The 15361-nt window shown below is 33.0% G+C and carries 12 protein-coding genes; 1 reads left to right on the top strand and 11 read right to left on the bottom strand.

The features are described 5' to 3' along the window. Positions 1 to 6: 6 nt before the first annotated feature. Entirely contained in the window at positions 7 to 774 is a 768-nt protein-coding gene (locus PYW35_RS00940) for a spr1630 family ClpXP-sensitive toxin (protein WP_226908907.1), read from the bottom strand. 153 nt (positions 775 to 927) lie between these two features. Between PYW35_RS00940 and PYW35_RS00935 the strand changes: the two genes are divergently transcribed. Continuing rightward, on the top strand, positions 928 to 1032 hold the full coding sequence (locus tag PYW35_RS00935) for a type I toxin-antitoxin system Fst family toxin (RefSeq protein WP_107537546.1): 105 nt from the start codon (positions 928 to 930) through the stop codon (positions 1030 to 1032). A 158-nt stretch (positions 1033 to 1190) separates the two neighbouring features. Here the strand turns inward: PYW35_RS00935 and PYW35_RS00930 are convergent, their stop codons facing one another. The 10 genes from PYW35_RS00930 to xylA all read right to left on the bottom strand — a co-directional run bounded on the left by PYW35_RS00930 (position 1191) and on the right by xylA (position 15259). Then, entirely contained in the window at positions 1191 to 1787 is a 597-nt protein-coding gene (locus PYW35_RS00930) for a type I secretion system protein (protein ID WP_103323295.1), read from the bottom strand. 108 nt (positions 1788 to 1895) lie between these two features. Then, positions 1896 to 3467 (bottom strand): hypothetical protein, encoded by a 1572-nt coding sequence (locus PYW35_RS00925; RefSeq protein WP_103323296.1) that lies wholly within the window; start codon positions 3465 to 3467, stop codon positions 1896 to 1898. Positions 3468 to 3587: 120 nt separating this feature from the next. Beyond that, entirely contained in the window at positions 3588 to 4895 is a 1308-nt protein-coding gene (locus tag PYW35_RS00920; RefSeq protein ID WP_016912108.1) for a CitMHS family transporter, read from the bottom strand. 282 nt (positions 4896 to 5177) lie between these two features. Next, a complete protein-coding gene (locus tag PYW35_RS00915) occupies positions 5178 to 5690 on the bottom strand; it encodes a YfiT family bacillithiol transferase (protein ID WP_016912109.1) in 513 nt (170 codons plus the stop codon). Between the two features lie 402 nt (positions 5691 to 6092). Then, positions 6093 to 8441: an immune inhibitor A domain-containing protein gene (locus PYW35_RS00910; RefSeq protein WP_103323297.1), complete on the bottom strand. Its 2349-nt coding sequence runs from the start codon at positions 8439 to 8441 to the stop codon at positions 6093 to 6095. A gap of 227 nt (positions 8442 to 8668) precedes the next feature. Further along, positions 8669 to 9433 carry a 2,4-dienoyl-CoA reductase gene (gene fadH / locus PYW35_RS00905; RefSeq protein WP_103323298.1) on the bottom strand — a complete coding sequence of 255 codons (765 nt, stop codon included), beginning with the start codon at positions 9431 to 9433 and terminating at the stop codon, positions 8669 to 8671. Positions 9434 to 9802: 369 nt separating this feature from the next. Next, entirely contained in the window at positions 9803 to 10750 is a 948-nt protein-coding gene (locus tag PYW35_RS00900; RefSeq protein ID WP_103323299.1) for a hypothetical protein, read from the bottom strand. Between the two features lie 209 nt (positions 10751 to 10959). Beyond that, positions 10960 to 12420 carry a D-xylose transporter XylE gene (xylE, locus tag PYW35_RS00895; protein ID WP_103323300.1) on the bottom strand — a complete coding sequence of 487 codons (1461 nt, stop codon included), beginning with the start codon at positions 12418 to 12420 and terminating at the stop codon, positions 10960 to 10962. A gap of 20 nt (positions 12421 to 12440) precedes the next feature. Next, on the bottom strand, positions 12441 to 13931 hold the full coding sequence (xylB, locus tag PYW35_RS00890; RefSeq protein ID WP_103323301.1) for a xylulokinase: 1491 nt from the start codon (positions 13929 to 13931) through the stop codon (positions 12441 to 12443). A gap of 5 nt (positions 13932 to 13936) precedes the next feature. Then, positions 13937 to 15259 carry a xylose isomerase gene (gene xylA / locus PYW35_RS00885; RefSeq protein WP_016912637.1) on the bottom strand — a complete coding sequence of 441 codons (1323 nt, stop codon included), beginning with the start codon at positions 15257 to 15259 and terminating at the stop codon, positions 13937 to 13939. Between the last annotated feature and the right edge of the window lie 102 nt (positions 15260 to 15361).

Here is a 15361-nt window from a genome sequence, read left to right as displayed (position 1 = left end):
ATTCTTTTAATCCTTATCAAATTCCATTTCTTCTTCAATTCCAAACCCAAATTCATACACTGGGTCTACAATAATATCATCTAAATCATGATCAGATTTTAGAACTTCTAAATCTTTATCATCAATAATATACAATTCTTCACTTTTGATTATATTCAATAATTTTTCTGTTAAATCATAATACATGACTGCTGTATTATCACTTGGATTAGGTATCCATAACTTTGCAGAATTTAATTGTCTAGATATAACATCAATACCATAAGTGATAATAGCAAAAATATTACCTTCATGATTATTTTCATTATTTATATCTTTAAAAAGTAAACTGTCTGCATCTAACTGATATGATTCCTGACTTTTTAACTGAATTTGTTTAAAATCAAGCCCATTATTAAATTCCATTAAAGATTTTAAATATTTTTTCTCTTTCTTCTCTTTATCATTCAATGGATTTTTACCAAACGTAACATTTTTATCATCAAAATATTTTTCATTCTTAAAAATAAAAGTGATTTTATTTTTGCCTTGCTCTTCATTTGTATTAAACTTTAATAATTTCCATGATGGACCAGCATTTTGCTTTCTAATATTTACATACTGATTGATATGTTTATATACTTGATCTTCAATATGATTAGATTTTACAAATGCATAAGCATCACTGATTTGCATTGTTTCCTTTTTTTCTTTTCTTACATCAATATAATCCTTGTAACCTGCAATAATACCTTTAACAATCGAATCGAGTAAATTAGTGTTAATAGAAATCATTTAGTCACCTCTTAAAATATATGTAATTAATACAAATATACATTATAAAAACTGTAAAATCAAAGAATTATTTAAAGTGAAATACCTTAATCTCTAATATATATAAATTAAAAAATCACCTTGCTTATAAAAATATAAAACAAGGTGGTGCCTATGGAGATAGTGCTTTCGAACATTATCTCACCTATCATTGTAGGTGTGACACTTACGTTGTTATCATACTGGTTAGATAAACGTAAGAAAAATGGCGACAAATAACCAGCATCAAATAAACCCCCTTACTAATTACAGTAGTAAGGGGGTTTGATGTTGCCTATGAAAATAGTGCTATACAGATATTATAATAAATCTCCTAGAAAATGTAAATAAAAATTTTTAACTTATCTTTACAATTCATAACCTACATAGACTATTTATCAACAATTATTTTTATTCTTATATATAGCTTCACTTTTGGGAATTAAACCATTTAAACTAGGTTCGTATACTTTATGATTATATGTATTTTTAGCAAATTCCCTAATGTTATTCACGAATTCACCTAAAGCTTCGTCTAATTTCCTTTTTGAAAAAGCTATGGCATTCTTATCAAAATCGGCTAAGTTATAGTTTTGGTTATATATTTTGTATGCTATTCTAAATTTGTTAAATCTACTTTCTACTGGCTCATAAAATCCTAGTAACTCTTGAATAGATGCATTAGAATCATCAATATGATGACTCATCATTGTTATTACTTCTTGCATTAGTTGATCTAAAGAACGAAAATCTTGTTCTACATCATAATAAATTTCCATAGTATTCTCTTTACTATAATTAGCATTCTTAAAATCTAGTCTGTTATTTCTTACTTTAGAAGACTTATATGTCAGTATATCAATCATACTCACTAAATCATTATTATACTCTCTTTCTTTATCTTTAACTTGTTTTTTAAACTGTAGCCAAACAGCAGAAAATGTACCTATTAAAGCTAAAATTCCCCCTACTAAAGCTGCTATAAATTCACTCATTCTTACAACTCCTTATACTCTTTTTGTATACATATACACATTATACTATGAAATAAATCTTTATATATATATAACAACCCCCTTCAAAAAATGGTAAATTTCTATTCTTCATCTATTTCTCTCAATAAACACGATTTTTCGTTTACTCTTCGTCATTTTCCCGTTTTCGTCTACAAATCTATAGTTGGTTAATACAGTGTGATTCGTTTTGATGAGTTTGATATCATTGATGCTTGTTACTTTTTCTGTATAAGCATAGAAGTTAAAGCTGTATTTAGATGTTCCTGATTCGTTTTCGAATTTCGTATATCTTTTTTTATGTTCTTTCACTTTAAATACTGCTATGACTTTTCCATCATGTGGATGAATGCCTATTATATATTGTGTCTTCTTTGCTACTTGTTCACTGATTTCTAAGTCACTTACGACTGCTCTTTTGAGAATTTTAGATGATGTTGAGTATGTTCTCATTCCTGGTACGCTATGTCCGGTTGTGTCTATTGCGAGTTTCACGATGAGTATATTTGGGTTTTTCAATTTTTCTATATCGATATATTGCGTTTGAATATGTTGTTGTATCATATTTAGATTACCGTATATTTTCGAGCTGATTTCATAATTTTTTGTTTGATAATCATTGGCATAATTGTACATTTGATTATATGATACGACGTCTCCTAAATTTGCTGGATTAAATATTCGATATTGATTAATGAGTGCTTTCACGGCAATCTGGGCTTCTCGCTCGCTTATATCTGTCATAAACACGACTGGAGATATGAGGGCGTGATCTATGAGTAATCTTTCGTTATGTTTATAATCTTTTATGATTGGAATGTCTTCTAAATCTTGAATATTTAAATTTCCCAGGTGATAACCAATATGTATGAGTTCTTTGTTTTCATTGTTTATGAGACCATATACATAGTATCGATTGAAGGCTTTAATGTCTTCTATTTTTAATATAACTTTATCATCCGCTTCAACTATTTGTTCTACACTATCCGGTACTCTAAAATCTCGAAAAATATCTTCTGAAAAGTCATCTTCATACTGTTTATAATATAGTGAGTGAAAATGATCGAGCATCTTATTTCCTAGAGTAGGCACAAATACTTGTGACTTTCTTGTATGTCGATACAATTCACTAGTAATCATATCTTGAACATATAAAGAGCGCATGATTTTCGTTGTGTTTTCTTCTATATCTTTCGTTTCAATCAATACTTTCCCTTCATTAACCTCTTGTTCAAACGTCACTTTATGACTAATATGCTTGTAATCTCCTTTAGGAATTTTCACTAATAGTTTCCCTCTATAATTAGGCATATCTTTAATCGCTTTTAAAATGAAATAATGCTTATAACTAAAGTTACACCATGATGTTTTTTCTAAATATTGTTTAATAATTTCCATCATGCTTTCAACATCTTGATAATGATCATAATAAACGGTATACAGTGACTTTAGCGTTCCCTTTCTCTTATGATCACTAATTCTAAATGTTATCCACTGGTGTAAATCCGTATTCAGCAATGTAATATAATAAGAATTTTTGTTACCTGAAAAAGCAAAAGAAAACAACTTTTCACTTGGCTTTAGTAACTTTGTGATTTCAGTTTTTAATACATCAGCAAGTGTCTTGCTATGAGTATTCACAAAATCTTTTCCGTATAACATATATTCCATCCCCTAAATTAAATGAATATATTATAAGATATTATTACTGATTTTAAAATTTTGACCATATTAGAAAGCTTGACCATAAAATTATGGACAAGCCTTCTTCTCAAATTCACTCTAAAATGATATAACGCCAATCATGCCAGCTACAAATATCATAAACAGTGATGAACCCACTGCCCATTTCATAACTACTTTTTGGTTTGTACCATAATCTATTCCTAACATACCGACTAATAAGTAACCTGCTGCATATAATGGACTCAATACGTGTAATGGTTGTCCAAGTATTGAAGCTCTCGCCATCTCTGCTTTTGAAACGCCGAATTGTTGTGCTGATTCTGCTAATATTGGCAAGATTCCATAATAAAATGGATCGTTCGCCATAAAGTAAGTGAAAGGCATACTTAATATCGCTGTGATTAAAGCAAAGTGATTACCCATAGACTCCGGAATAATATTAACTAATGCTTTTGCCATTTCATCTACCATTTCAGTTCCGTTCATGACACCTGTAAAAATTCCTGAAGCAAATACTAAACCAACAACTGCTAATACGTTGCCTGCATGTCTTTTAATCAATTCCGACTGAACTTCCAAACTTGGATAATTGATTAATAATGCTAATGCAAAACCTATCATAAATAGAACAGGTATTGGTAAGAAATTCGTAATGAGTGCAACTAATAATAAGATTGTTAAAAGTGCATTTACGATAACGATTTTAGGTCTAAGTAATGCCTTTTCGTCTTCATCTGTGCCATTTGAATTATGCATATCATCTAAAGTTAAACTTAAATGATTTTTTACGCCGATTCTTTTTCTTTCCTTTACACCTAGAACATATGCGCTGAACACAGCAAATAGAATACCAGCAATCATAACTGGAATAATAGGTAGAAACACTTCTTCAGTCGTTAATTGAAGTGAAGAAATTGCTCTAGCTGTTGGTCCGCCCCACGGTGTCATATTCATTACGCCAATCGATAATAATGCTAAAGTTGATAATATGTATAAATTCATGCCCATTTTCTTATATAAAGGGAGCATAGCAGTAACTGTAATAATAAATGTTGTTGTTCCATCTCCATCTAATGCGACTAATGATGCTAAAGCTACAGTTCCTATTGTAATTTTAACAGGGTCCCCTTTAACAGCTTTCATAATCGCTTCAATAACAGGATTAAATAATCCAGCATCAATCATGACACCAAAGTATAAAATTGCAAATATAAGCATAATACCAGTAGGCGCAACAGTTAAAAGCCCGTCCACCATGTATTCACCTAGATTTGAGTAAAAACCCCCGATTAACCCAAAAACTGTTGGTACTATAATTAATGCAGCCAAAGCTGACATCTTTTTACTCATAATGAGAATCATAAAGATAATAACCATTACGAAACCAAGTATTGCTAAATTCATGATTTTACCCCCTCTATTTCTATTTTTTAATTGTAAGCGTTTTCTGAATTATTCGCAATAGACTTTACGTAAAATTTTCAGAATATTTTTATTTTTATAGGATTGTACACGAAATTTTCGAGAGATAAACGACTGGAATCATATCTCAAGACAAGCATGCACAAGTAAAATTGTAAGACTATAAAAAAATAAGCATATCACGTTAATACTGAGAAAAATCAGCAACATGACATGCTTATTTATTTTGAGTTGAGTATAATGTCTCAGACTCTATATCTTAAATTATTTCGATAATGCTAATTTTATATGTGCTAAGTGGTGTTCTTCGTGCCACGATAATTTTGCTATTTTAGATGCAACTGTAATTTCACCATTATCTTCATGTGTAAATGCTCGTTTTAATTGTTTCTCTGTCAAACCTCGACCGATTGCTACTATACGTTCGTTCATGCCTTCTAACATTCTGAGTGAACATTCTATTGGCAATTTACTATCAGGCAATTTAGCCCATTCATCTTGGTCAAAACTGATTATTGTTGGTTTTCTATCATCTGTTAATGCTATTTTTAATCGTTGATACATATTAAGTTGAGAATCTGCTATATGATGTACAAGCTGTCTTACAGTCCAGCTACCTTCGCGGTAAGTCTTATCCAAATCTGCGCTGTCCAGACCATCCACTACTTTTCTTAATCGATTGGCATAATTGCCCATTTCATCTAACCACTGTTGAATATGATCCATTGTTACTGTTTCAGGTAATTCTTGCTCTCCGATAGGAAATCTCGCATCCATTTTAATCACCCTTTTTAGTTATTTTAGATTCACGTTCATTATATGTCATATTCTCTGTTTAGCAAAAGTTAAGCATTAGTGAAGATACGTAATTTGGTATTTATATATATGAACGCTGGTTAAATGGCTGGTTTTATGGCTGGCTTTATTAGCAAGATTCACCTGTTATGCTCGTATGACCACCCTTATTAGCAAGATCTACCTGTCTTGCTCGTATGCCATCCCTTATAATCAAACCTCACCCTTTCTACTCGCATACTCATCCTTACTTTTCCTACTCGCATGTATGCCACCTTCTCTCCTACAAAAAATACACATACTTTAATCCTGCCTTTAGACTACTCTCCATAAAAAAGCGTCAGCAATATCTTAAAAGATTTGCTGACGCTTACTGTTCATATACTATTTTGTGATTTTCACTTTACCGACTGTATTGTCTTTACTTTTAGCTGTGACTTCAAATTTCAGACCATTGCTTGGCAATAATACACCTGCATCTTGTTGACCTTTATTTGAATAATCTTGGCTATCATCGAATAGTGGATTTTTCTTGATTTTATTATCGTGTAATTCATAACCTTCTTCATTTTTCAGTTTCATTTGTGGTTGATGATCTAGACTGAATGCTGCATCTCTAATTTGGAATTGAGTTGTTGCAGGATCATCTGCCATGCCTTTTTTCTTCCAGTTTAATGCACTTTGATCTGCATCAACAATACTAATGAAACCTTGTCCTGGATGGCTGCTCACATTGTTGTCTGAGAAACTCTTGTCTACATACCAAACTGTTAAACCTTTGTTATAAGACATCGTTCCGCCACCGCGTTTAATATTTTGCAAGCCTTTATCAGGACCAGTGAAGTTTCTCCATTGTAATAAATAATAGTTATCGTCATATCTATTACCATCACTTTGTTCAAATCCTTGTAATTCAAATTTAGAATCACTTTCAGCATCATCACTTAAAATGGCTTTACCATCATTTGATGACACTTTAATTTGGTCGATAAACCAACCAGGATTTGTTTCATATTTATCCGTTACATATAAAAATCTTAATTTAACTTTTTTACCATCGTATTTTGATAAATCGAATTTCGCATCTACATATCCATCAGACTTACCATCTATACCGTTACCTTGGTTTTGTCCGCTTCCTTGTGGATCATCGTTATTCGTAATACTGCCTTTTATGTTTTCCCAGTTTTGACCGTCATCTGTAGACACTTGAACGTAGGCATAGTCAAATCCTTGTTCAATGTCGTACCAAGTTTTGAAGTTTAATTCACTTGTCTTAGCTGACGTTAAATCTAAAGAAGTTGCCATCGCGTGTTGAGAATCATCATCTGCGCCACTCCAATAAGCTTTCTCTCCTTGAGCTGGCTTTTGTATCAACGTTGATTTAGCTGGTAATTTAACTTTTATAGCATCACTGTTCGTACCTTTCGTTGTTGCTTCATCTATTAATTCAGATGTTTCGCCATTAATTTCAGATGCATCTATTTCACTACCTGTTTGCCAGTTACCACCATGTTGTTGTTGAAGCATTTCTTTCATGTAAGGATCAAATCCTGTTGGTTCAGTACCTGGAATCGCACCTGCCCAACTACCCGAAGACATAATTGACCAGAATGACACTGGTTCACCTTTTCCTGAATATTCCGTGTCGTATTCATCTGGTAAACCTAAATCATGACCGTATTCATGAGAGAATACACCGGCAGCACCATCTTCAGGTTGAACTGTGTAATCGATAGCTGCTAATTTACCATCAAATTGGTCAAGACCTGAATCTGTACCCGGAATTGTATATGGTTCACCTTGTTCATCGAAATCAAGCGACCATCTATGTGACCAAATTGCATCTGTACCTAATTTACCACCACCAGCTTCTTCGCCAGGACCAGAGTGTACAATCATAATGTGATCAATAATACCATCTTTCTCATCATAAACACCATCACCATCTATATCGTCACGATCCCATTGATCGTAGTCACTTAAGTTTATACTCGAATCATTTGCAGCTTGTTCTAAAGCTTCTTGAATCAATTCTTTTGGCTTACCGTCACTGCCACTTTCATCTGGTACGTTTCCTCCATAGTAGCTTGCAGGATGTTTAGCTTTGTACCAACCGTGTACTTGACCATCGACATCATAACTGCCGCCAGATTGATTTTGATAATATTGTTTCATACTCATTAAGTTCTTACCATTTGGACCTTCATAACCATTTTCTCCAAACACCATATCTTGAAAATGTGAAATCGGATATTCATCATAATACATATCCGTCTCATCTTTCGTGATAGAGCTATTAGGATAGTCTGGAAATTCCATAGCAAGCACTAACACTTTATCTTTACGTACTTTGCCGCTATATTTTTCTTCTTGAACTTTATCTACGCGTTTACCATTATTCTCTTTCTTATACATTTCTTTTTTGTTCTTATTCAATTGACCTAGACGCTTACCGTTATTTCCCTTGTTATACTTCTTATCAAAAAGTCCCTTATTAGGTATGTATTTCTGACGATACTGTTCACCCTTACCGTCCATATATTGCTTTAACTTTTCATCTTTCTGTTCAGGCGTATTCGCAGACTCAATAACCCCTTCTTTTTCTAACGTTTCAAGCAAACGATCTTCATTCGGAGCAACACTATTTGCAGATGCTTGAGAAGCAAAAGCAGGCAATGCAATTAGAGCACTCAATGAAGCAATTGATAATTTCTTTAAAAATAAACGCACTGTATAAAATCCCCCTTATTTATCTAATCTAAATATATTATATACAATTTACCATAAAATAGTATCAAGAATTCTAAAAATTCTAATTTTTTATATTTAGTATATCAAAATAATACAGCATCATATCATTCGTAAGTCGCATGATATTGACTTGTCGTCAGCTCTATACAACGAAAAAAAGCATTTCATCACTTAGCTTCAACAATGATGAAATGCTTTTGCTTATTTTAGAATGGATTTCTATTCAGCCATTGTCCGCCGTCCATCGTGATACAATCTCCGTTAATATATTCCGCTTCTGGAGAGAATAAGAACCGAGCTAACCCTGCAATTTCTTCTGGTTGCCCCATTCTTCCAACAGGTACGCTGTCTATCGTTTGTTGACGCGCGTCTTCTGACAACGATAATTTTTTAGCACCACCAGTATTATCGATCGGTCCTGGTGCAATAGCATTAACGGTTATACCATATTTTGTGCCCCATTCAACTGCAAGTGTTCTTGTCATAGAAAGCACACCAGCTTTAGCACTTGCTGAATGTATAACACCTGCGCCAGCTGTCCATGAATATGTCGCAACGATATTGAGTATACGACCTTTACGTCCACTTTTAATCCATTCTTTCCCTACTGCTTGTGAGCAATAAAAAGTACCATTTAAAACAATATCAATAACAGAATTCCAACCATTTAATGATAAATCTTCTGCTGCACATAAAAAGTTCCCTGCTGCATTATTAACGAGGCCATCTATTTTACCGAATGTTCTAATCGTTTCATCCACTGTAAATTGAACTCTTTCAGGATTCCGAACATCCATATCTATACAAAGAATTTGTCCTTCATATTGTTCTATATCTTTTTGAGCTTCTTTAAGACGTTCTAAAGAGCGGCCTGTAATGACGACTTTTGCACCATCAGCAGCAAAGCGTTTAGCCATTGCTTTCCCCATACCGCTACTACCACCTGTTACGATTATCACTTTATCCTTCATATATACTCTCCTTATTGTTACTATATTTGAATAACTATATCGAGTAAGCGCTTACATATAGTGTACAATAAGTTGCTATAAAGGACAATTAAACAAGTGTTATAAATCGCACATAAAAAAGGATAAACCTTTATTGATATAATATAAATAAGAGGCTGGGACATAAATGTCCAACTATAATGATTTTGTAAAGTGCATGCTTGCCTAGGGGTATGGTTCGAGCCTGTAGTCTCTCTCTCATACTATTCCCCCGGGCGTCAGCACTTTACAAAATTAGAAATATAAAATCACCCAATCCGAAAATGATGCCAACGGATTGAGTGATTTATTTTAAGTTGGGATATATGTCCTAACCTCTATTGTTCTATCTTAATATCCTGATCCTACTTCTTCTCCATCTTCATCGTACTCGGTTACTTCACCGTCTTCATCAATGGTGTAAGATCCTGCTAAGTTTCCATCTTTATCTTCAAATGAGAATCCCCATTTTCCTTCATCTGTTTTTTCTGGTTCTTTAAATGTATATGAGTCTGTATCTAATGTTTCACCTTCGTATGATTCAACTTTATCTATAACATTATCACGCGTCACTTCTTCTGAACTGCTGTCAGAGTCATCGCTTTGTTCAGTGTCAGTGTCGTCTTCTAAAGTAGAAGTATCTTCGTCATCATTTGATGGCATTGAATCACCAAACTCAATTTTATTAGCTACGTTTGCTACTTTTCGATTATCTTTATACTTACTGTATAAATCAGAAATATTTAAGATTTTAGTTGTTTCACTATCTTTAATATCATTGTAATCGTTTATCACACTTTGAGTCATGATATACACAACTTCTTTTTTATTCACACCGACAATCGTAGCGTAACTCCCTTTCGAAGCATTCAAGCCATAAAACTTCATGCCTTCAGGTTTATTTTTCATCTTATTCAGTTGTGGACTTTCAGAAAGCTCTAAAGTATCAATATCTTGTTCTTGCTTTTCACCCGCACCAAAAGTTTGAGTATATTTCCCGGATAATAATTCATCTCCAGTAACAATTTTAGATTCTAAATTAGGTTCAAGCATTGCCATCGCTATACTTTGCTGTTCAGTTATATTAGATTCGTTTTTAATACCACTTTCATTATTATCTTCATTGTTGCTTGATTGATCATTACTAGTGTCATTATTGGATTGTTTACTCGTCGACTCACTTTTTTGATCATTGTTAGACGACTTTTCATCATCTGAATTACCACCGATATTTATACTACATCCCACAAGCGTCAAAGAAGAACATAGTACGAGTCCCGTAAAGAACTGCTTTTTCAAAAGAACCACTCCTTATATTTTATAATATATTATTCAAATAAATTTATACTAGTTTAATATATATTCTTTTCTATTGTAACAAACACATTGTATTTTGAAATAATTATTAGAATATTTTATAAAATTAAAATGAAAAACTTGCGTTATCTATATAAAACAAAAACAACCTGTCGCATTTACTGTGACTGGTTGTTTTGTTTTATATATATTTAGCTTCTTTCTTGTATTGATTCTGCGAAGACTTCTGGCTCAACATGATTTGATTTTGTTTCTGGCTTTTTATCTTTTTGCCATATTGTTTCTAGTTCTTCTAATGTTTTACCTTTTGTTTCAGGGATGAATTTCCATACGAATATGCCTGATAAGATACTCATTGCTGCATAAAATCCGTATGTCATTGTTCCACTAATATCCATCATGAATGGATAAGTTGATGTGATTGTAAAGTTCGCTAACCACTGTACGGCTACGGCAATAGCCATTGCGCCACTTCTGATTCTATTAGGGAATATTTCTGATAGTAATACCCAGATGATTGGACCCCAACTCATCATAAATGATGCTGTATAAATAACCATAAATAATAATGTAATGAATCCGAATACACCGTTTGCTGTTAATACACTCATACCGATCATGCCGATAGCCATTCCTGTTGATCCTATAATAAGCAATGGTTTACGTCCGAATTTATCTACATAGAATATCGCGATTAATGTGAAGATTACATTTACTAACCCCATAACGACTGTTTGCATCATTGAAGCATCGCTGCCTACGCCTAAGTTCTCAAATATTCTCGGTGCATAGTAAAGTGCAACATTTATTCCGATAAATTGTTGGAATATTGATAGTAATATCCCAATGATAATAACTGTTTTACCGAAGCTGAATAGTGGTGCTTTCAGTTCTTTAGTTTTACTTTTTGTAGCTAAAATATCATTTAATACGTTTTTCGCATGTTCTTTTGATGAATAAATTTTGTTAAGAACAGTAAGTGCCTCTTTATCTTTATTAGCTAAAATTAAATACCTTGGTGTTTCAGGTACTAAGAATAACAGTACGAAAAATACAATTGCTGGTATGGCTTCTGTCATAAACATATAGCGCCATCCGATTAAATCAACCCAACTTTGGGATTGACCAAACGTAATACCATAGTTTACAAAGTATACGACTAACATACCAAATATAATGGCAAACTGGTTCCAAGATACGAGTCTACCTCTGATTGCTGATGGTGAAATCTCACTAATATACATCGGAGAAATTGCAGAAGCTAAACCTACTCCAATACCACCGATAATACGATAAATATTAAACATAATCAGCAATCCAAGAGTCGATTCTCCTCTATCAAAAAATAGAAACTCTGGATATCCTGATAAAATTGCAGATATTATAAATAGAATTGCTGCGACTTGCAAAGACTTCTTACGTCCTAACCTTTTTGAAACAATTGAAGACAATAGTCCACCGATAATACAACCAATTAATGCGCTTGATACAGTTATACCATGAACGAAGCTACCATAATCTGCTGTAATATATTTTTGTAATGATTGTTCTGCACCAGAAATTACTGCTGTATCATAACCAAATAATAGCCCACCAAGCGTTGCAATTAATGCAATCTTAAAGATAAACTTCTTATTATCATAACTACTCATTACCCCATCTCCCTAGTTCTTTATTTAAATTGAGTTAAATCTTTCGTTATTGGCTGAGTTGCAGTATAAATTAATTTATAAATGTTAAATAGTTTATGATATGATTCAGAATGACTTGAAACTGGCGATACTTTCCCGCGATATTTTATCCAAGATTCATTCATATCGTCGAATGAGTCAAACCATTGTTCACCCATTGCCGCTAACATAGCCGCGCCGTATGCAGGTCCTTGTTCTTCAGTTCGTGTCGTAATAGGCACATTAAAGATATCCGCTTGAATTTGAAGCCACTCTTCATTCTTAGCGCCACCGCCGATAGATACGATTTCTTTAATATCAATATCTTTATTTCTCATAATTTCAATACTTTCATTTATAGAATATGTAATACCTTCAAGTACTGAACGTTTCATATCCAATTGCGTCGTATTGGCATCTAAACCTATAAAGCTACCCCTAATAGATGCATCATTATATGGCGTACGTTCGCCTAATAAATACGGTGTATACATCAATCCATTGGAACCAATTTTAGATTGTGAAATATCCTTTAAGAACACATTAAAATCTTCAGATGTATTGATCAGTTGTTTGAGCCACTCTAAACTATAACCTGCTGAAAGTGTCACGCCCATTACATATTTTTGATTCGGTACACAATGACTAAAGTAATGCATATTACCATCATTTTCGTAATTCGGACTATTTTCAATAGAGAGCGCCACACCTGATGTGCCAATGCTTACAAGTTGTTTCGTTTCATCTGTAATACCTGAACCGAGTGCACCACAAGCATTATCCGCTCCGCCTTGATAAACATTTATTTCCCAGTCAATATTCAGCTTTTCTCTAATGCGATCCGTTAATACACCACTGCTCTCATGCGAACCAATTACTTCTGGACAAATATTCGAATCAATATTTAATTGATTTAATAATTCCAGAGACCATGCTTCAGATTTAATGTTATACATAATTGTTCCAGCGGCATCTGATGGTTCTGTGTGAACATTGCCCGTCAATTTATAAACAACATAATCTTTAGGCAACATAAACTTATGAATTTTATTATAATTTTCCGGTTCATGATTTTTTAGCCATATTAATTTAGGCAGTGTAAAGCCTTCAAGTACGGTATTTTGTGTATGTTTAAGCAATGTTTCTAAACCAACCGCTTGTTTGATATCCTCCACTTCTTGAGATGTACGAGTATCATTCCATAAAATAGCTGGTCTGATACTATTTCCATCTTCATCAATCACGACTAAGCCATGCATTTGACCCGAAAAGCTAATACCAGAAATTGATTGTCGATCAAACTTGTTTAATAAATGTCTTAAACTGTCTAATGTCGCTTCATACCAAACATCAGGATCCATTTCGCTGTATCCAGATTTAGGATGTTCAGTTTTGTAGCTAATACTATGTGAGTCAACAACCTCACCGCTTTTATTGACCACGATTGACTTTAAACCACTCGTACCGATATCAATGCCAATTACGTAATTCATTATTATCAGTCTCCATTATTAATATTTAAAATATATTGATTAATTTGCGTTTTGATGACTTCTAAATGATCAGATTCATTCTCAATTTTTGTGATATTATGCGCGTATTCTTCTAATTCTTTAAATGAAGTTGTACCTTCAACAATTTGTTTACCAATACCTTCACTGAATGTTTGATATTTTTTATTAATGATATTTTCAAAGAAATTATCTTCAATCATTTTGTAAGCTACTCTTAAACCAAGTGCAAATGTATCCATACCCGCAATGTGCGTTAATAATAAGTCTTCTTGTTTGAAAGAAGTTCTTCTAGGTTTTGCATCAAAGTTTAAACCACCTGGATTTAATCCACCATTTTTAAGAATTTCGTACATTGCTAATGTTGTATCATACACGTCTGTTGGAAATTCATCCGTATCCCAACCTAATAAAGGATGTCCTTGGTTAGCATCAACTGAACCTAATAATCCATTATCGCGTGCATATCTCAACTCATGTTGGAAAGTATGACCTGCTAAAGTAGCATGGTTTGCTTCAATATTAAATTTAAAAATATTGTCTAAACCATATTTTTGTAAGAAAGCATGTCCAGTAGCAACATCTGTATCATATTGATGAGAAGTTGGTTCTTTCGGTTTAGGTTCAATTAAAAATTGTCCTTCATAACCAATTTCTTCAGCATAACTTTTAGCCATTTTGAAGAAGTTTGCTAAGTTATCTAATTCTAACTTCATATCTGTATTTAATAAGCTTTCGTAACCTTCACGACCACCCCAGAATACAAAGTTTTCAGAGCCTAATTTTTTAGCGATTTCTAAAGATTTTTTAACTTTTGCTGCTGCATATGCATAAACTTCAGCATTAGAAGAAGTTGCTGCACCGTGAACGAAACGTTCATGCGTGAAGTTATTTGTCGTATTCCATAATAATTTTTTACCAGTTTGTTGCATCTTCTCTTGAATTAAATCAACAATGATATCTAAATTTTCGTTAGATTCTTTTAAAGTTTTGCCTTCAGGCGCAATATCTACATCATGGAAACAGAAATATTCGATATTCAATTTTTCCATAAATTCAAAAATCGCTTCAACACGAGCTTTCGATTTACCCATTTCATCTAAATTATCCCAATCACGTTCAGCTGTACCAACACCAAATGGATCTGAAAGGTCAGCAGTGAAAGTATGCCAGTAAGCAACACTAAATCTTAAATGCTCGGCCATCGTCTTGTCGCCTAATTTTTCTTCTGGATTATAATATTTGAAACTATAAATGTTATTTGATTTAGAACCTTCGTATTTTATTTTATCGACGTTAAAGTATGTCATGATAATCCCCCTAGTTTTAGTTGGTTAGTTTAATAAACAAACTAACTTTAGAAATAATATAGCACATCCAATTAAATATGTAAACGCTTACCGTCAGAAAAT

Origin of the sequence: Mammaliicoccus vitulinus (assembly GCF_029024305.1) — a bacterium.
Taxonomy (GTDB): Bacteria; Bacillota; Bacilli; order Staphylococcales; family Staphylococcaceae; genus Mammaliicoccus; species Mammaliicoccus vitulinus.
The sequence above is the reverse complement of the archived record's forward strand: the minus strand, read 5'-3'. Positions and strand labels throughout refer to the sequence as shown.

Bases quoted from the DNA above. Each gene is read 5' to 3' on its own strand.
- PYW35_RS00930 (WP_103323295.1), bottom strand. From the start codon at position 1,787: ATGAGTGAATTTATAGCAGCTTTAGTAGGGGGAATTTTAGCTTTAATA.
- PYW35_RS00935 (WP_107537546.1), top strand. From the start codon at position 928: ATGGAGATAGTGCTTTCGAACATTATCTCACCTATCATTGTAGGTGTG.
- xylB (WP_103323301.1), bottom strand. From the start codon at position 13,931: ATGAATTACGTAATTGGCATTGATATCGGTACGAGTGGTTTAAAGTCA.
- fadH (WP_103323298.1), bottom strand. From the start codon at position 9,433: ATGAAGGATAAAGTGATAATCGTAACAGGTGGTAGTAGCGGTATGGGG.
- PYW35_RS00920 (WP_016912108.1), bottom strand. From the start codon at position 4,895: ATGAATTTAGCAATACTTGGTTTCGTAATGGTTATTATCTTTATGATT.
- PYW35_RS00940 (WP_226908907.1), bottom strand. From the start codon at position 774: ATGATTTCTATTAACACTAATTTACTCGATTCGATTGTTAAAGGTATT.
- PYW35_RS00925 (WP_103323296.1), bottom strand. From the start codon at position 3,467: ATGTTATACGGAAAAGATTTTGTGAATACTCATAGCAAGACACTTGCT.
- xylA (WP_016912637.1), bottom strand. From the start codon at position 15,259: ATGACATACTTTAACGTCGATAAAATAAAATACGAAGGTTCTAAATCA.
- PYW35_RS00915 (WP_016912109.1), bottom strand. From the start codon at position 5,690: ATGGATGCGAGATTTCCTATCGGAGAGCAAGAATTACCTGAAACAGTA.
- xylE (WP_103323300.1), bottom strand. From the start codon at position 12,420: ATGAGTAGTTATGATAATAAGAAGTTTATCTTTAAGATTGCATTAATT.